We start from the raw sequence: 16,142 nt of genomic DNA on the forward strand, positions 1-16,142 counted from the left end.
CTGATCGCAAGGGAGCGCTTGCGGCCTTCAAGCGCTGCAAGCGCTCGCTGGGGCGGGTGCAAAGTGTGCTGACGGACAGCGGTTACACAGGCGAGCCCTTCGCGCAAGGCGTCAAGGACATCCTGGGTGAGCATGTGACGGTGCAGATCGCCAAGAGAAGCGAGTTGCACACCTTCAAGGTCATGCCCAAGCGCTGGGTGGTTGAGCGCAGCTTTGCTTGGCTGGACAAGAACCGGCGGCTATGGAAGAACTGTGAGCGATGGCTCAACACCAGCTTACAGTTCGTCCACTTGGCGTTTCTGGCTCTGCTACTCAGAAGATCGTAAACACGTTCTTAGAACGTGCCCAAAGTTACAGCAGGGTGTGAGAAGCTCGCCAGTTGAGAAAAAACGACAGCCCCCCGGTGCCCAGGCCAGAGTGCCGGGTTGGCGGGCCCCTGCGTGCAGGCAGTGAACCGCGGCCCCGGCCCGCGAGACTGTGAACGCGTTCCGGGCGAGATTCGAGGCTTTTTTTGCACCATGTCGCCGTATTCATTGGCTTTTCAGCTACACAAACAATAGCAACCATGCACCACCACGATGCTCCTTCCGGCTGGATCTCGCGCTGGGCGCACCTCGTGCCGGCGGGCGGCTCGGTGCTGGACGTGGCCTGCGGCACGGGCCGGCACCTGCGCTGGTTCCATGCGCGCGGCCACCGCGTGGCCGGCGTGGACCGGGCGGCCGACGCGGTCGCTGCGCTCGGCGGGCTGGGCGAGCTGGTGTGCGCCGACATCGAGCAGGGCCCCTGGCCGTTCGCGGGCCGCCGCTTCGACGCCGTCGTGGTCACGAACTACCTCTGGCGGCCGCTGCTGCCGGCCATCGTGCAGGCCGTGGCGCCCAGCGGCGTGCTGCTCTACGAAACCTTCGCGCAGGGCAACGAGACCGTGGGCCGCCCCGCGCGGCCGGACTTTCTGCTCGCGCCCGGGGAACTGCTGCGGGCCTGCGAGGGTCTGCGGGTGGTGGCCTACGAGGATGGCTTCCTGCCGGCGCCGGAGCGTTTCGTCCAGCGCGTGGCGGCCGTCCGCGAAGTGCCCGGCGGCGCACCGCCGCGCCACGGCCTCGCGGCCCCGGGGGCGTAACCCCCGCTGCCGGGCCTGTTACGCACTCGTTAGAATGCTCTTTTACCGTTTTCCTTCGTGGACATGACCTCTTCCAGCGCCACCCTCACCGGCAGCATCGTCGCCCTCGTCACCCCCATGCACGAGGATGGCAGCGTGGACTACCCCACTCTGCGCAAGCTGATCGACTGGCACGTCGCCGAGGGCACCGACTGCATCGGCGTGGTGGGCACCACCGGCGAGTCGCCCACGGTCAACGTCGAAGAGCACTGCGAGATCATCCGCGTGGCCGTCGAGCAATCCGCCCGGCGCGTGCCCATCATGGCCGGCTGCGGCGCCAACTCCACCGCCGAGGCCATCGAGCTGGCCCGCTTCGCCAAGAAGGTGGGCGCCGACAGCCAGCTCCAGGTGGTGCCCTACTACAACAAGCCCACGCAGGAAGGGCAGTACCTGCACTTCAAGGCCATCGCCGAGGCCGTGGGCGACCTGCCCACCGTGCTCTACAACGTGCCCGGCCGCTCGGTGGCCGATATGCAGCACGACACCGTGCTGCGCCTGGCCCAGGTGCCCGGCATCGTCGGCATCAAGGAGGCCACGGGCAACATCGAGCGCGCGCAGTGGCTCATCCGCGACCTGCCCGAGGGCTTCGCCGTCTATTCGGGCGACGACCCCACCGCCGTGGCGCTCATGCTGTGCGGCGGCCAGGGCAACATCAGCGTGACGGCCAACGTGGCGCCGCGCCTCATGCACGAGCTGTGCGTGGCCGCCCTCGCCGGCGACGTGCGCCGCGCCATGGAAATCCAGTTCCGCCTCATGCCCGTGCACAAGCACCTGTTCGTCGAGGCCAACCCCATCCCCGTGAAGTGGGCCATGCAGCGCATGGGCCTGTGCGGCGGCACCCTGCGCCTGCCCATGACGCCCCTCTCCACGGGCAGCGAGGCCGTGGTGGAAGCCGCCCTGCGCTCCGCCGCCCTGCTCTGAGCCAGGACAACTCCCGCCCCGCCCGCTCTCCAGAGACACCCTCAAAGGATTTTCCGCGTGAACGCTATCAACCGCCTGGGCCTGCTGGGCCTTGCCATGGCCCTGTCCGCCTGCTCCGTGCTGGAGAACGACAAGATCGACTACAAAAGCGCCACCAAGGGCGCGACGCTCGAAGTGCCCCCGGACCTGACCCAGCTCTCGCGCGATTCGCGCTACGTCGTCCCGGGCGGCGTGGTATCGGCTGCGGCCTTCCAGGCCGGGCAGAACCAGAAGGCCCCCGGCACCGCCACCGCGGCCGCCAAGTCCGTGGGCGACGTGCGCATCGAGCGCGACGGCAACCAGCGCTGGCTGGTCGTGAGCCGCCCGGCCGATGCCCTGTGGGACCCGGTGCGCGAGTTCTGGTCCGAGAACGGCTTCGTGCTCGTGCTGGACCAGCCCAACCTCGGCATCATGGAGACCGACTGGGCCGAGAACCGCGCCAAGCTGCCCCAGGACATCATCCGCTCCACGATCGGCAAGTTCTTCGAATCGGCCTATTCCACCGGCGAGCGCGACAAGTTCCGCACGCGCCTGGAGCGCGGCGCCAACGGCGCCACCGAGATCTTCATCAGCCACCGCGGCATGGTCGAGGTCTACACCTCCAGCCAGAAGGACAACACCATCTGGCAGCCCCGCCCCGTCGATCCCGAGCTGGAGACCGAATTCCTGCGCCGCCTGATGGTCAAGCTCGGCGTGAGCGAAGAACAATCCCGCGCGGTCGCCGCCGCCCCGGTGCAGCAGATTCCCACCGCCCGCATCGGCCGCCAGAACAACGCCCCCGTGGTGGAACTGGACGAGAACTTCGACCGTGCATGGCGCCGCGTCGGCCTCGCGCTCGACCGCACGGGCTTCACCGTCGAGGACCGCGACCGCACCCAGGGCACCTACTTCGTGCGCTACGTCGAGCCCACCGAGAAGAAGGACCCCGGCTTCTTCGGCAAGCTGCTGGGCCGCTCGGGCGACGCCGCAGCCCCGGTCAAGTACCGCATCCTCGTGCGCAGCACGGACGGCAAGAGCACGGTGTCGGTGCTCAACGCGGCGGGCACGCCCGAAACGTCGGCCAACGCGGAACGCATCGTCCGCGTGCTCACCGACGACCTGAAGTAAGCAGGGCCGGCCGCCCCGCCCACCCCGCAAGGCCGCCGCGCGTGCTGCGCTTCAGGAGCCTGGGCAGCGGCAGTTCGGGCAACGCCACCCTCGTCGAAGGGTGGTGCGGCACGCAGGTGCGGCGCCTGCTCGTCGACTGCGGCCTCGGCCCCCGGCAGCTCGCCGGGCGCCTGGGCGAAGCAGGCCTCGCCATCGATGACATCGACGCGATCTTCATCACCCACGAGCATTCGGACCACGTGGGCTGCGTGCAGAAGATCGCGCTGCGGCACCGCATTCCCGCCTGGATGAGCCACGGCACGCATGCCGCCATCGGCGCACCCGACCTCGACGGCCTCCTGCGCATCGCCGGCGACGGCATGCCCATCGACCTGGGGGCCTTCCAGGCCCTGCCCTTCACCGTGCCGCACGACGCGCGCGAACCGCTGCAGCTGCGCTGCAGCGACGGCGCCACCCACATCGGCCTGCTCACCGACCTGGGCCACGCCACCGGGCACGTGCTCGCCCACCTGAGCGGCTGCCATGCGCTGCTGCTGGAGGCGAACCACGATCGCGGGATGCTCGCGGCCTCCAGCTACCCCGCGTTCCTCAAGCGGCGCATCGGCGGCACCCACGGCCACCTCGCCAACCCCGCGGCCGCCGACATCCTGCGCGCCGTGCAGCACGGCGGCCTGCGCCGCGTGGTGGCTGCCCACCTCAGCGCGCAGAACAACCGCCCCGACCTCGCGCGCGCCGCGCTGGCCGAGGCCATCGGCTGGCCACCGGAGCAGATCGACGTGGCCGATCCCCGGCACGGCACGGACTGGGTCGCGGCGGGCTGAACACGGCCTGGCGCGCACCGTGCAGCCACCGCCTGCCCGGCACAAGAAGCGCCTGCCCAAACAAAAAAGCCCCGACCTTGCGGTACGGGGCTTTTCGCGGGTCCTGCCTCCGGCGGGTGGCCCGGCGGCGGCATCGGACGGCCGGCTTACTTGGCGGCGGATGCGCCACCGGCAGCAGCGGCAGCGGCTGCATCGGCAGCCGCCTTGGCAGCGTCGCTTGCAGGAGCGGAAGCCTCGGAGGCGGGAGCTGCGGCTGCGGCGGGAGCCGATGCATCCGAAGCAGGGGCTTCTGCAGGTGCTGCGGCGGGAGCCGGTGCCGGAGCGGGGGCTTCCACGGGAGCGGGTGCCGGAGCCGGGGCTTCTTCCTTCTTGCCGCATGCGGCGAGAGCAACGGACGCGACCAGGGCAGCCAGAACGAGAGAGTTCTTCATTTCAGTTTTTTCCTATTGGACAGACGGATCTTTGAATTGCCGCCACGCCGCCCTCTTTCAGCGATGCGCGTTGGCCTCGTGTTGTGCGCCCCATGGCGCTTTGACAGCAACCGCAAATTATAGGGAGATTGCGTCAATACTGACTAATACTGACAACCCGCCACGCCTCACAGCCCCAGCGTGGTCGCCGGGAAGCCGGGCGAGCTGCGCCGCAACAGCCATTCGTCGAGCGACTCGCGCACCCTCAGGCCGCGCTCGGGTTCGCTGCCTGCGACGCCCGTGCAGCGCTGCGGATCGAGCCGCTGCAGGACCCAGCGATCCGACCACAGCACGCTGGGCAGTTCCAGCCGGTCCGCCACCGGCGCCCTGCGGCAGCGGATGATGTGGTCCCAGGCTCCGCGCCATTGCACGAACCGGGCATGGCGGCGCACCACCTCGTCGTAGTGGGTGGCCAGCAGCGTGAGTTGCCGGCCGCGCCCGGCCCAGGCTTGCAGCGATGCGATCACGTCGCGCTCCCCCAGGGGCCAGTCGTGGAAGTCGAAGTCGCAGAGCACCAGTTCCCGCCACGGCTCGCGCGCCGCGCACGCCAGGGCCGCGCGGATGCCGTCGGCGAAGGCCTTGCGCCCCTCGAAGCGGCCGGCTGGCAGCGGCGGGCCGTCGCCTGGGGATTCGGAGGCATCCATGCGCAAGTGCCTATGCGGCGCCCGCGTGCACCCACCCCGATTCGCACCACGATGCCAGCAGCTCCAGCGCATCGCAGCTCGCACGGGAGAGGTCGCGGGCCGAGAGCGCGCGCCGGTCGGCCAGGCGGCGCATTAGCGTCGCATCGCGCCCCGCCGCCAGATAGCTCTCTCCGTTGATGAACACATGGCGCGCGTCATACACCATGCGCGTGCGGCGGTCGAGCCGCACGCCTTGCGCCACGTCCGCGGCATCGCCCGGCTCGAACCAGACATTCGGCTTGGGCTCGGTGAGGCTCTCGCCCAGCGCACGCTCGACGGCCAGGGGCTCGGCGAGCGCCCGGGCCAGCGCATCGCGCGCGAAATCCACCAGGGCCGCAGGCACTTCCCCGGGCCAGTCCACCGCGCCCTGCGACGGGTCGCGGTACAGGTGCGCGGGCCCGGCACCGTCGTCGTCCGGCTCGTCGGCCAGCCGCGTGAGCAGCTCCTGCGCCAGCCCCGTGCGCGAGGGCGAACGGAAGCCGATGGAATACGTCATGCACTCGCCCTCGGCGATGCCGTCGTGCGCATAGCGCGGCGGCAGGTACAGCATGTCGCCCGGCTCCAGGACGAACTCCTGCTCGGGCTCGAAATGGTCCAGGATCTTGAGCGGTATGCCGTCCTTCAGGGTGAGATCCTTCTGGCGGCCGATGCGCCAGCGCCGCCGGCCGTGGGCCTGCAGCAGGAACACGTCGTAGCTGTCGAAGTGCGGCCCCACGCCGCCGCCATCGCTGGCATAGCTGATCATGAGGTCGTCGAGCCGCGCCTGCGGCACGAAGCCGAACTGCTGCATCAGCGCATGCACCGCATCGTCGTGCAGGTCCACGCCCTGCACCAGCAGGGTCCAGTCCGGCGTGGCGAGCGGCGGCAGGGCGCGGCGGGCAAAGGGGCCGTGGCGCAGGCTCCATGCGCCCTTCTTCTGCTGCACCAGGCGCGACTCCACCCCTTCCTGCGCGGCGAGCGCGAAAAGCTCCGGACGCAGCACCGGCGGCTCGAAGGAGGCGATGGCCTGCCGCACCAGCAGGGGCTTCTTCTGCCAGTGCCGGCGCATGAATTGGGCGGGGGTCAGTCCGCCCAGGAGAGCGAGGGGAGCGTGTGGGTCCATGGGGAAGGAAAAAGACGCCGGGCGCGGGGGACGCGGCCGGCCGGTGGTCGAACTGCGACAATTCTCCTATGGAAATCAAAGAACAATGTGTGGTCGCCTTGACCTGGATCTTGAAAGACACGCTCGGCGAAGAGCTGGACGTGCTCGACGAGCCCGTGGAATTCCTCGTGGGGGGCGATGACCTGCTCGCCCGCATCGAGGAGGCCCTGCAGGGCCATGCCGCCGGCGCCGCCCTCTCGCTGCACCTCGAACCCGAGGAAGCCTTCGGCGAATACCGGGACCAACTGCTCTTCCTGGAGCCCCGGCACCTGTTCCCCGAAGATATCGAGGAAGGCATGACCTTCGAGGGCAGCGCGCTGCCCGAAGGCACCAACCCCAGTGCTCCGCGCGACGCGCTCTACACCGTGGCCCAGATCTACCCGGAACACGTGGTGCTGGACGGCAACCACCCCCTGGCCGGCATCGCGCTGCGCCTGCACCTCACGGTGCAGGGCGTGCGCGAAGCCACCGAGGAGGAAATCGGCCGGGGCACGGCCGGCACGGGCTTTTTCCGCATCCAGGCGCCGGGCGGCGAAGACTCCCTGCTGCACTGAGGCGCCCTGGCGGGGCCGCTGAGCGGCATCGCCGATCCGAAAAAGCAAAAGGGCCGAAAGGCCCTTTTGCTTTTTGCTTCGGGAAGAAGGCAAGGACGGCGCCGATCCGCCTTGCCGGTTCCACGCTTACATGCGGGAGATCTGTCCGCCATTCAGGCTCACGCGATCGCCGGGCCGCAGATCGCCGGGCGTGCTCACGTCGTAGGCCCGCTGGCCGCCCCGGTCGAGCTGCACCGTGATGCGGTAGCCCTCGACCCGGCCGCTGTTGCTGTTGCGGCTCTCGACCTGGTTGCCCACCACGCCGCCGCCGACCGCGCCGAGCACGGTCGCCGCGGCACGGCCGCTGCCCTTGCCCACCTGATTGCCCAGCACGCCACCGATGACGGCCCCCGCCACGGCCCCCACGCCGCTGGTGCCGCTGCGGCTCTGCAGGGTTTCGATATTGGCCACCGTTCCGTACTCCACGCCCACCGGCGCTGCGGCCGGGTAGCTCGAATACGTGGGCTGCGCGGGGTATTGCGACACCTGGCGGGGTTGGTCGACGCAGGCGACCAGGGCGCCGGTCAGCGCCATCGTGATCACCAGTGCGGTGGTGCGGGAAAACTTTTGCATGCTTGACTCCTTATTAGGGAATGGGGCGGGGCCCGAACCCCGCCGGCCGATCCATTGGAGCATGGGCCCCGTCCGGGACCTCGCCGGGCGATGGCCGCGGCCACCGTAGGCGCCAACGCCACGGCCGGATAGGACGATACCTACACCTTGCCCGTGGAACCGTAACCGTTTTCTCCGCGCTCCGTCGCGGGAAATTCGCTGACCACATTGAACTGGGCCTGCACCACCGGCACGATGACCAACTGCGCGAGCCGCTCCATGGGCTGCAGGGTGAATGCCGTATCGCTGCGGTTCCAGGCGCTCACCATGAGCTGGCCCTGGTAGTCGCTGTCGATCAGGCCCACGAGGTTGCCCAGCACGATGCCGTGCTTGTGGCCCAGGCCCGAGCGCGGCAGGATCAGCGCCGCATAGTTCGGGTCCCGGAGGTAGATGGCGATGCCGGTGGGCACCAGTTGCCACGCGTTGGGCTCCAGCGTGAGCGGCTCGTCCAGGCAGGCACGCAGGTCCAGGCCGGCACTGCCCGGGGTGGCATAGGCGGGGAGTTGCTGCGCCATGCGCGCATCGAGAATCTTGACGTCGATTTTCACAAGAGCTTTCAATTGGTGATGTGGGGACGCAACGGCCGGCGGGCCGCCCCGCCGGCGGGCAGGCGTCAGGACGCGCCCTGCAGCCGCCGCGCGATGTCCGCGATGAGTTGCCGCGCCAGATCGCGCTTCGTGGCGCGCGGCAGGGTGTGGTGCCCCTCGGCATCCACCAGCAGCAGGGCGTTGTCGTCCTGGCCGAAGGTGTCGGGGCCGATGTTGCCCACGAGCAGGGGCACGCCCTTGCGCGCGCGCTTGGCGGTCGCGTGCTCCAGCAGGCTGTCGCTCTCGGCCGCGAAGCCCACGCAGTAGAGCGCTCCGCTGCGCGCGCGGCCGGAGGCGGCGATGGTCGCCAGGATGTCGGGGTTCTCCACGAAGGCCAGCGCCGGCACGGCGCCCGATCCGTCCTTCTTGATCTTGCGCGCCGCGGTCTCGGCGGGGCGCCAGTCCGCCACCGCGGCCGTCGCCACGAACACGGTGGCCTGCTGCGCCAGCGAGGCGGTGGCCTCCAGCATCTCGCGCGCGGAGCGCACATCCACGCGCCGCACGCCGCGCGGCGTGGGCTGGTGCACCGGGCCGGCCACGAGGTCCACCTCGGCCCCGGCCTCGCGCGCCGCGCGGGCGATCGCGAAGCCCATCTTGCCGCTGGAGAGATTGGTGATGCCGCGCACCGGGTCGATGGCCTCGAAGGTGGGGCCCGCGGTGATCAGCACGCGCTGCCCGGCGAGCAGCCTGGGCGCGAACGAGGCAATGAGGTCTTCGAGCAGCTCTTGCGGCTCCAGCATGCGGCCGTCGCCCGTCTCGCCGCAGGCCTGGTCGCCGGTTCCCACGCCCAGCACCACGGCGCCGTCGGCGGCGACCTGGGCCATGTTGCGCCGCGTGGCGGGGTGGGACCACATCTCGCGGTTCATCGCGGGCGCCAGCAGCAGCGGCACGCGCTGCGCGGGGCGCGCGAGGCACAGCAGGCTGAGCAGTTCGTCGGAGCGCCCCTGCGCCAGCCGGGCGATGAAATCGGCGCTGCACGGCGCGATCAGGATCGCGTCGGCCTCGCGGCCGAGGTTGATGTGCGGCATGTTGTTGGGCTCGCGCGCATCCCACTGCGAGGTGTAGACCGCGCGGCCCGTCAAGGCCTGCATCGTGACGGGGGTGATGAAGCGCTCGGCGGCCTCGGTCATGACCACCTGCACGCTGGCGCCCGCCTTGCCGAGCAGCCGGGCCAGCTCGGCCGACTTGTAGCAGGCGACGCCGCCCGAGAGGCCCAAGAGGATGTGTTTGCCCGCAAGCTCGTTCATGGGCGCGCAATTTAGCAGACGTCCCGCGGCACGGCGGGGGCAAGGGCTTGGCGGCCCCGGGCATGGGTGGGCCGGCCTCTATAATCCCGATTTCCCACCACCAAAAAAGACATGACCAAATTTGTCTTCGTCACCGGCGGTGTGGTGTCTTCCCTGGGCAAGGGAATCGCCTCAGCCTCCCTTGCCGCGATCCTCGAATCGCGGGGTCTCAAAGTCACCCTCATCAAGCTCGACCCGTACATCAACGTGGACCCGGGCACCATGTCTCCCTTCCAGCACGGCGAGGTGTTCGTCACCGACGACGGCGCAGAGACCGACCTCGACCTGGGCCACTACGAGCGTTTCATCGAAACGCGCATGAAGAAGACCAACAACTTCACCACGGGCCGCATCTACCAGTCCGTGCTGGAGAAGGAGCGCCGCGGCGACTACCTGGGCAAGACGGTGCAGGTGATCCCGCACGTCACGAACGAGATCCAGGAATACGTCAAGCGCGGCGCCGGCATCGGCACCGACGATGCCGTGGACGTGGCGATCGTCGAGATCGGCGGCACCGTGGGCGACATCGAGTCGCTGCCCTTCCTGGAAGCCGTGCGCCAGATGAGTCTGCGCATGGGCCCGAACAACGCCGCCTTCGTGCACCTCACCTACCTGCCGTGGATCGCGGCGGCGGGCGAGCTCAAGACCAAGCCCACGCAGCACACGGTGCAGAAGCTGCGCGAGATCGGCATCCAGCCCGACGCCCTGCTCTGCCGCGCCGACCGCCGCATTCCCGAGGAAGAGCGCGGCAAGATCTCGCTCTTCACCAACGTGCCCGAATGGGGCGTGATCAGCATGTGGGACGTGGACACCATCTACAAGGTGCCCCGCATGCTGCACGAGCAGGGCCTGGACGGCCTCATCTGCGACAAGCTGCGCCTGAATACGCCGCCCACCAGCCTCAAGCGCTGGGACCAGCTCGTGTACGAGACCGAGCACCCGCAGGGCGAGGTCACCGTCGCCATGGTGGGCAAGTACGTGGAGCTCTCCGACAGCTACAAGTCGGTCAACGAGGCGCTGCGCCACGCGGGCATGCGGAACCACGTGCGCGTGAAGATCGAGCATGTGGATTCCGAAACCATCGCCACCGACGATGCGGCCGAGAAGCTGGCCCGGTACGACGCCATCCTCGTGCCCGGCGGTTTCGGCGCGCGCGGCGTGGAGGGCAAGATCTCCACGGCACGCTTCGCCCGCGAGCAGAAGGTGCCCTACCTCGGGATCTGCCTGGGGATGCAGGTGGCCACCATCGAATACGCGCGGCACGTCGCGGGCCTGAAGGACGCCAACAGCACGGAGTTCGACGCGGCCACGCCGCACCCGGTGATCGCCCTCATCACCGAATGGAAGGACTCCGACGGCACGATCCAGACGCGCAGCGAGAATTCCGACCTGGGCGGCACGATGCGCCTGGGCGCGCAAAGCTCCGACGTCGCGGCCGGCACGCTCGCGCACGAGATCTACGGCAACATCGTCACCGAGCGCCACCGCCACCGCTACGAGGCCAACGTGAACTACCTCGACCAATTGCGCAAGGCCGGCCTCGTGATCTCCGCGCTCACGCAGCGCGAGCAGCTCACCGAGATCGTCGAGCTGCCGCGCGAGGCGCACCCGTGGTTCATCGGCGTGCAGTTCCACCCCGAGTTCAAGTCCACGCCCTGGGACGGCCATCCGCTCTTCAACGCCTTCATCAAGGCGGCCCTCGCGCACCAGAAGGGCCGGCAGCCCGCACAGGCCGCCGCCTGAGGCGGTGGCGGATTTTTCCGGAAAGGCACTGCCATGAAACTCTGCGGCTTCGACGCCGGCCTTGAGCACCCCTTTTTCCTCATCGCGGGCCCCTGCGTCATCGAGTCCGAGCAGCTCCAGATGGACGTGGCCGGCCGCCTGAAGGAAACCACGGCGGCGCTGGGCATTCCCTTCATCTTCAAGAGCAGCTTCGACAAGGCCAACCGCTCCTCGGGCACGAGCTTCCGCGGCCCGGGCCGCGAGAAGGGCCTGGAGATCCTCGCCAAGATCCGCCGCGAGCTCGGCGTGCCGGTGCTCACCGACGTGCACACCGAGGAAGACATCGCCGAGGCCGCCAAGGTGGTCGATGTGCTGCAGACGCCCGCGTTCCTGTGCCGGCAGACCGACTTCATCCGCGCCGTGGCGCAGTCGGGCAAGCCGGTGAACATCAAGAAGGGGCAGTTCCTCGCGCCCCACGACATGAAGAACGTCATCGACAAGGCCCGCGCCGCCGCGCGCGACAAGGGCCTGCCGGAAGACAGCTTCATGGCCTGCGAGCGCGGCGCGAGCTTCGGCTACAACAACCTCGTCTCCGACATGCGGGGCCTGGCCATCATGCGCGAGACGGGCGCGCCCGTGGTGTTCGATGCCACGCACAGCGTGCAGCTGCCGGGCGGTCAGGGCACGAGCAGCGGCGGCCAGCGCGAGATGGTGCCCGTGCTGGCGCGCGCGGCCGTGGCCGTGGGCGTGGCCGGCCTCTTCATGGAAACGCACCCCGATCCGCGCAACGCCCTCTCGGACGGCCCCAACGCCGTGCCGCTGCAGCACATGAAGGCGCTGCTCGAAACCCTGGTGGCGCTCGATGCCGTCACCAAGCGCAACGGCTTTCTCGAAAACGACTTCGGAGCTTGAGACACCCATGAGCAGCGCCTACATCATCGCGTCCGTCACCGTCACCAACCCGGAGCAGTACGACGAATACCGCCGGCTCAGCACGCAGGCCATGCAGGTGCATGGCGCCGAGGTGTGCGTGCGCGGCGGCCGGGTGGACGTGCTGGAGGGCGACTGGAACCCGGGCCGCACCGTGGTGCTGAAGTTCCCCTCCATGGAGGCCGCGCGCGCCTTCTACGAATCGGCCGAGTACCAGCAGGCGAAGGCTGCGCGCACGGGCGCGGCCATCATGCGGATGGTGTGCGTCGAGGGGGTCTGAGGATTGAAAGTACCGCTCAATCCCCCCATGGTGGTCGGGATCGCCCGCGACGGCTATCTCACGCCCCGCTACGAGTTCCCGGACCGCACGCACATCCCGGCGATGAGCCCTCCGAAATACGGGCAGGACATCACCTTCGGCTGCCGGATGGCGCCCGGGCGCCAGAGTGTCGGCAACACGCCCGACGAGCTCGCGCCCAAGATGCAGAAGCTGCTCGGCATCTTCGCGGCGGGTGACCGGACCGGCATGGCCAAACGCCTTTTCGATGCGTTCCTGCAGCCCCGCCGCTCCACCGTCGAGTATTTCGACGACCCCAACCTGAACATCGCGGCGGCCTCGCACCCCAACATCATGGCCTTCTGCAGCGCCGTGCTGTCGGCCCCGGGCTCGCAGACCCAGGCGACGAAGCAGACGCGACTGCACCAGGAGCTGAAGAAGGCGCAGTGGGACATCCAGAAGCTGTACATGCCCGCCAACCTCGGCGTGCCGGCCTTCAACCTGGGCAGCAAGGTCTTCTCGACCAAGGATTTCAACAACGGCCTGGGCCTGATGATCAACGGCGTCCAATACGTCTACGTGATCGCCACGCACTACCACTACGACAGCAAGGCCGGCAAATACTGGCTGACCCTCAAGTTCGTCTTCTACGACGTGTTCGGCCTGGACGACGACGACCTGAAGGAATACGGCGCGGCCTCGGACAACCTCCTCGCCTCCTCGGCCGCCGTCGGCATCACCGCCTGGTGGCAGCTCCAGCACCAGTACGCCTACCCGCCCCTGGTCACACGGGCCGTGGTCATCAAAGACTACGAAATCCATGCGGGATAGCGCCGTGCCGAACCTCCAACCACCCGCGCTGGCATGCGCCTGCTTCCTGCTGGGGCTGGTGCTGACCCCCTTCGCCTACATCGCCATCGGCGCGCTCGGCGGGTTCTCGGGCGCGTTTTCCGCCATCGCGCTGCCGCTCCTGCTGGCCGGAGGCGGCTTCCTGCTGGCGCGCTTCCTGCGCCGATCCACGCCCGCCGCGCCGCGCCGCGGCATGGCGCTGGCGGAGGCGGCCGGCTGGCTGCCCGTCGGCGCCTTCCTCTTCTTCGTCTCGAACTTCACCCTGCTGACGACGTTCGAGCGCATCGGCCTGTTCTGCACGCTGTTCCTGGCATGCTCCCTGGTATCGCTGCCGGTGCTGCTGCTGCGCCGCCCCGCGCTGCTCGCGCGGGCGCAGGCGTGGCCCGCGCCCCGGGCCTGGGCCGGCGCGCTGGCGGTCGGCGGGGCGTCGGCCGCCCTGGCGTCAGCCTATGTGCTGAGCGCGAATTCGTTTCTTTGAAAATAGCAAGCAACTGGAGAATCCCAATGAGTGCCATCGTTGACATCGTAGGCCGCGAAGTGCTGGACAGCCGCGGCAACCCCACCGTCGAATGCGACGTGCTGCTGGAATCGGGCGTGATGGGCCGCGCCGCCGTGCCCTCGGGCGCCTCCACCGGCAGCCGCGAAGCCATCGAGCTGCGCGACGGCGACAAGGGCCGCTACCTCGGCAAGGGCGTGCTGAAAGCCGTCGAGCACATCAACACCGAGATCTCCGAGGCCGTGCTGGGCCTGGACGCCTCCGAGCAGGCCTTTCTCGACAAGACCCTGATCGACCTGGACGGCACCGACAACAAGAGCCGCCTGGGCGCCAACGCCATGCTGGCCGTCTCCATGGCCGTGGCCCGCGCCGCCGCCGAGGAATCCGGCCTGCCGCTCTACCGCTACCTGGGCGGCATGGGCGGCATGCAGCTGCCCGTGCCGATGATGAACGTCATCAACGGCGGCGCGCACGCCAACAACAGCCTGGACCTGCAGGAATTCATGATCATCCCCGTGGGCGCGCCGAGCTTCCGCGAGGCCGTGCGCTGGGGCGCCGAGGTGTTCCACGCGCTCAAGAAGATCATCCACGACAAGGGCATGAGCACCGCCGTGGGCGACGAAGGCGGCTTCGCCCCCAGCGTCGAGAACCACGAGGCGGCCATCCGCCTGATCCTGCAGGCCATCGACCAGGCGGGCTACACGGCCGGCGAGCAGATCGCCCTGGGCCTGGACTGCGCGGCCAGCGAGTTCTACAAGGACGGCAAGTACGTGCTCGAAGGCGAAGGCGGCATCCAGCTCACGGCCCAGCAATGGACCGACATGCTGGCCGCCTGGGTGGACAAGTACCCCATCATCTCCATCGAGGACGGCATGGCCGAAGGCGACTGGGACGGCTGGAAACACCTCACCGAGCGCCTCGGCCAGAAAGTGCAGCTGGTGGGCGACGACCTCTTCGTCACCAACACCAAGATCCTCAAGGAAGGCATCGAGAAGCACATCGGCAACTCGATCCTCATCAAGATCAACCAGATCGGCACGCTGACCGAAACCTTCGCCGCCATCGAGATGGCCAAGCGCGCGGGCTACACGGCCGTGATCTCGCACCGCTCGGGCGAGACGGAAGACTCCACCATCGCCGACATCGCCGTGGGCACCAACGCCGGCCAGATCAAGACCGGCTCGCTCAGCCGCTCGGACCGCATCGCCAAGTACAACCAGTTGCTGCGCATCGAGGAAGACCTGGGCGACATCGCGCACTACCCCGGCCGCGAAGCGTTCTACAACCTGCGCTGACCCCTCGGCCCTCTTCCGCCTTTCCACGCCGCTGCTGCCATGGCCGCCCATGCCGCGCCCGCCCCCGCCCGCCGTGACCGCACGGCCCGGGGGCCGGTCCGTGGCGTGCGGGCCGGCCGTGCGGGCGGCGCGGCGGCGGCCCCCACCCCTCTCACTTTGCGCGGCTTGCGCGGCGCCCGTCCATGAGTTCCCGTGTCGTTCCCCTGGTGCTGCTGCTCCTGCTCGTGGCCGTGCAGGCGCAGCTCTGGACCGGCCGCGGAAGCATCGGCCACGTGCAGGAGATGCGCACCAAGATCGCGGCGCAGAAGCTCTCCAACGAGCAGGCCCGGCAGGAGAACGACCGCCTGTCCTCCGAGGTGCACGACCTGCGCGACGGCCTCGACATGGTGGAGGAGAAGGCGCGCAGCGAACTGGGCATGGTCAAGCCCAACGAGATCTACGTGCACGTGGCGCCGCGCTGAGCGCGCCGCGCGCCCATTGACGGCCGATGGACGGCGCCCGCCCCGCATCCCCGCCGCCGCCGATCCGCATCGCGCTGCTGGGCGCCCCGGGCACCGGCGCCGCGGCGCTGGCGACCGCGCTGCGCGGGCATGCCGCCCTGCCGCCGGACCGCCATGCGTTCATCCTGCCGGCACTGCCCGACCTGGAAATGGCAGAAGGCGCGAAGGCCGAGGCGGCGCCCCGCCCGCCGGGCTGGACGGCCGCCCTGGAAACCCTGCGCGCCACGGGCTGCGCGCAGGCCTGGCTGATGGGCCTGGACGGAATGGGCCTGGACGGCACGCCCGAACGCCCCCTGCCCGCCGACGAGCGAGCCCACCTCGAACGCCGCGACACGGCGCTGCGCGCCCTGCTGCGCGCGCTGGCTCAGCCCTTTCACGTGCTGTATGGCCCACCCCCTGACCGCCTGCGCCAGGCGCTGGCCCTGCTGGGCGCGCCCACGGACGCGGCCGGCCCGGGGAATGCTATGAAAAACATAGCAAACAATTCAATATTTACGGCGACACCGCGGCATTCCGGCACCTCAATGCCTCCGCAGCCGGTCTGGCAATGCGAGAAATGCAGCGATCCGGAGTGCGAGCACCAGCTGTTCCAGCGCCTGATCGCGCGGCCGCCGGGCTGACGGAGCCCTCTTCCGGCCTGTCCTAGCCCCGGGCGGC

The 16,142-nt window shown here is 69.3% G+C and carries 19 protein-coding genes; 14 read left to right on the forward strand and 5 right to left on the reverse strand.

Annotation, left to right across the window (positions count from 1 at the left end; all coding sequences use genetic code 11):
• The 5 genes from AX018_RS09940 to AX018_RS09960 all read left to right on the forward strand — a co-directional run.
• On the forward strand, positions 1 to 326 hold a 326-nt coding region (locus AX018_RS09940; protein WP_146749278.1), incomplete at its 5' end, for a transposase.
• A gap of 239 nt (positions 327 to 565) precedes the next feature.
• Positions 566 to 1,117, forward strand: a complete 552-nt coding sequence (locus tag AX018_RS09945) for a class I SAM-dependent methyltransferase (RefSeq protein ID WP_111877133.1) — start codon at positions 566 to 568, stop codon at positions 1,115 to 1,117.
• Between the two features lie 63 nt (positions 1,118 to 1,180).
• Positions 1,181 to 2,077, forward strand: a complete 897-nt coding sequence (dapA, locus tag AX018_RS09950; protein WP_111877134.1) for a 4-hydroxy-tetrahydrodipicolinate synthase — start codon at positions 1,181 to 1,183, stop codon at positions 2,075 to 2,077.
• A 57-nt stretch (positions 2,078 to 2,134) separates the two neighbouring features.
• The gene (bamC, locus tag AX018_RS09955) at positions 2,135 to 3,223 is read left to right on the forward strand and encodes an NlpB/DapX family lipoprotein (protein WP_111877135.1); all 1,089 of its coding nucleotides are present in this window, start codon (positions 2,135 to 2,137) and stop codon (positions 3,221 to 3,223) included.
• A gap of 41 nt (positions 3,224 to 3,264) precedes the next feature.
• Positions 3,265 to 4,044: an MBL fold metallo-hydrolase gene (locus AX018_RS09960; protein ID WP_111877136.1), complete on the forward strand. Its 780-nt coding sequence runs from the start codon at positions 3,265 to 3,267 to the stop codon at positions 4,042 to 4,044.
• Positions 4,045 to 4,642: 598 nt separating this feature from the next.
• Here AX018_RS09960 and AX018_RS09970 read toward each other — a convergent pair.
• Together AX018_RS09970 and AX018_RS09975 are read right to left on the reverse strand one after the other, a co-directional pair.
• On the reverse strand, positions 4,643 to 5,158 hold the full coding sequence (locus AX018_RS09970) for a hypothetical protein (protein WP_111877138.1): 516 nt from the start codon (positions 5,156 to 5,158) through the stop codon (positions 4,643 to 4,645).
• Positions 5,159 to 5,168: 10 nt separating this feature from the next.
• The gene (locus AX018_RS09975) at positions 5,169 to 6,299 is read right to left on the reverse strand and encodes a cupin domain-containing protein (RefSeq protein WP_111877139.1); all 1,131 of its coding nucleotides are present in this window, start codon (positions 6,297 to 6,299) and stop codon (positions 5,169 to 5,171) included.
• Between the two features lie 68 nt (positions 6,300 to 6,367).
• Between AX018_RS09975 and AX018_RS09980 the strand changes: the two genes are divergently transcribed.
• Positions 6,368 to 6,892, forward strand: a complete 525-nt coding sequence (locus tag AX018_RS09980) for an FKBP-type peptidyl-prolyl cis-trans isomerase (protein ID WP_111877140.1) — start codon at positions 6,368 to 6,370, stop codon at positions 6,890 to 6,892.
• 126 nt (positions 6,893 to 7,018) lie between these two features.
• Here the strand turns inward: AX018_RS09980 and AX018_RS09985 are convergent, their stop codons facing one another.
• The 3 genes from AX018_RS09985 to coaBC form a co-directional block, all read right to left on the reverse strand.
• A complete protein-coding gene (locus AX018_RS09985; protein WP_111877141.1) occupies positions 7,019 to 7,504 on the reverse strand; it encodes an outer membrane lipoprotein in 486 nt (161 codons plus the stop codon).
• 140 nt (positions 7,505 to 7,644) lie between these two features.
• On the reverse strand, positions 7,645 to 8,091 hold the full coding sequence (dut, locus tag AX018_RS09990) for a dUTP diphosphatase (protein WP_111877142.1): 447 nt from the start codon (positions 8,089 to 8,091) through the stop codon (positions 7,645 to 7,647).
• A 65-nt stretch (positions 8,092 to 8,156) separates the two neighbouring features.
• Complete coding sequence (gene coaBC / locus AX018_RS09995; protein WP_111877143.1) at positions 8,157 to 9,377, reverse strand: bifunctional phosphopantothenoylcysteine decarboxylase/phosphopantothenate--cysteine ligase CoaBC; 1,221 nt, start codon at positions 9,375 to 9,377, stop codon at positions 8,157 to 8,159.
• A gap of 111 nt (positions 9,378 to 9,488) precedes the next feature.
• On the opposite strand from coaBC, the gene pyrG reads away from it, so the two are divergent.
• From pyrG to AX018_RS10040, 8 genes are all read left to right on the forward strand, one after another.
• A complete protein-coding gene (gene pyrG, locus AX018_RS10000) occupies positions 9,489 to 11,159 on the forward strand; it encodes a CTP synthase (RefSeq protein ID WP_111877144.1) in 1,671 nt (556 codons plus the stop codon).
• Positions 11,160 to 11,192: 33 nt separating this feature from the next.
• Positions 11,193 to 12,050, forward strand: a complete 858-nt coding sequence (gene kdsA, locus AX018_RS10005) for a 3-deoxy-8-phosphooctulonate synthase (protein WP_111877145.1) — start codon at positions 11,193 to 11,195, stop codon at positions 12,048 to 12,050.
• Positions 12,051 to 12,057: 7 nt separating this feature from the next.
• Positions 12,058 to 12,348: a DUF1330 domain-containing protein gene (locus AX018_RS10010; protein WP_111877146.1), complete on the forward strand. Its 291-nt coding sequence runs from the start codon at positions 12,058 to 12,060 to the stop codon at positions 12,346 to 12,348.
• 27 nt (positions 12,349 to 12,375) lie between these two features.
• Positions 12,376 to 13,176: a hypothetical protein gene (locus tag AX018_RS10015; protein WP_111877147.1), complete on the forward strand. Its 801-nt coding sequence runs from the start codon at positions 12,376 to 12,378 to the stop codon at positions 13,174 to 13,176.
• A 4-nt stretch (positions 13,177 to 13,180) separates the two neighbouring features.
• The gene (locus AX018_RS25240; RefSeq protein ID WP_170146225.1) at positions 13,181 to 13,672 is read left to right on the forward strand and encodes a hypothetical protein; all 492 of its coding nucleotides are present in this window, start codon (positions 13,181 to 13,183) and stop codon (positions 13,670 to 13,672) included.
• Between the two features lie 26 nt (positions 13,673 to 13,698).
• Positions 13,699 to 14,985, forward strand: coding sequence for a phosphopyruvate hydratase (gene eno / locus AX018_RS10030; RefSeq protein WP_111877149.1), 1,287 nt, complete (start codon positions 13,699 to 13,701; stop codon positions 14,983 to 14,985).
• A 182-nt stretch (positions 14,986 to 15,167) separates the two neighbouring features.
• Positions 15,168 to 15,446: a septum formation initiator family protein gene (locus AX018_RS10035; protein WP_111877150.1), complete on the forward strand. Its 279-nt coding sequence runs from the start codon at positions 15,168 to 15,170 to the stop codon at positions 15,444 to 15,446.
• A gap of 26 nt (positions 15,447 to 15,472) precedes the next feature.
• Complete coding sequence (locus tag AX018_RS10040) at positions 15,473 to 16,105, forward strand: hypothetical protein (protein ID WP_111877151.1); 633 nt, start codon at positions 15,473 to 15,475, stop codon at positions 16,103 to 16,105.
• The last annotated feature ends 37 nt before the right edge of the window (positions 16,106 to 16,142 follow it).

The organism is Paracidovorax anthurii (assembly GCF_003269065.1).
In the GTDB taxonomy this organism is placed as follows: domain Bacteria; phylum Pseudomonadota; class Gammaproteobacteria; order Burkholderiales; family Burkholderiaceae_C; genus Paracidovorax; species Paracidovorax anthurii.

What these genes read in the sequence shown, in the direction of transcription:
- AX018_RS10035 (WP_111877150.1), top strand. Translation starts at nt 15,168, where the DNA reads ATGAGTTCCCGTGTCGTTCCCCTGGTGCTGCTGCTCCTGCTCGTGGCC.
- dapA (WP_111877134.1), top strand. Translation starts at nt 1,181, where the DNA reads ATGACCTCTTCCAGCGCCACCCTCACCGGCAGCATCGTCGCCCTCGTC.
- eno (WP_111877149.1), top strand. Translation starts at nt 13,699, where the DNA reads ATGAGTGCCATCGTTGACATCGTAGGCCGCGAAGTGCTGGACAGCCGC.
- AX018_RS09980 (WP_111877140.1), top strand. Translation starts at nt 6,368, where the DNA reads ATGGAAATCAAAGAACAATGTGTGGTCGCCTTGACCTGGATCTTGAAA.
- AX018_RS09985 (WP_111877141.1), bottom strand. Translation starts at nt 7,504, where the DNA reads ATGCAAAAGTTTTCCCGCACCACCGCACTGGTGATCACGATGGCGCTG.
- AX018_RS10015 (WP_111877147.1), top strand. Translation starts at nt 12,376, where the DNA reads ATGGTGGTCGGGATCGCCCGCGACGGCTATCTCACGCCCCGCTACGAG.
- AX018_RS09945 (WP_111877133.1), top strand. Translation starts at nt 566, where the DNA reads ATGCACCACCACGATGCTCCTTCCGGCTGGATCTCGCGCTGGGCGCAC.
- coaBC (WP_111877143.1), bottom strand. Translation starts at nt 9,377, where the DNA reads ATGAACGAGCTTGCGGGCAAACACATCCTCTTGGGCCTCTCGGGCGGC.
- AX018_RS10040 (WP_111877151.1), top strand. Translation starts at nt 15,473, where the DNA reads ATGGACGGCGCCCGCCCCGCATCCCCGCCGCCGCCGATCCGCATCGCG.
- kdsA (WP_111877145.1), top strand. Translation starts at nt 11,193, where the DNA reads ATGAAACTCTGCGGCTTCGACGCCGGCCTTGAGCACCCCTTTTTCCTC.
- pyrG (WP_111877144.1), top strand. Translation starts at nt 9,489, where the DNA reads ATGACCAAATTTGTCTTCGTCACCGGCGGTGTGGTGTCTTCCCTGGGC.
- AX018_RS10010 (WP_111877146.1), top strand. Translation starts at nt 12,058, where the DNA reads ATGAGCAGCGCCTACATCATCGCGTCCGTCACCGTCACCAACCCGGAG.
- AX018_RS09975 (WP_111877139.1), bottom strand. Translation starts at nt 6,299, where the DNA reads ATGGACCCACACGCTCCCCTCGCTCTCCTGGGCGGACTGACCCCCGCC.
- AX018_RS09970 (WP_111877138.1), bottom strand. Translation starts at nt 5,158, where the DNA reads ATGGATGCCTCCGAATCCCCAGGCGACGGCCCGCCGCTGCCAGCCGGC.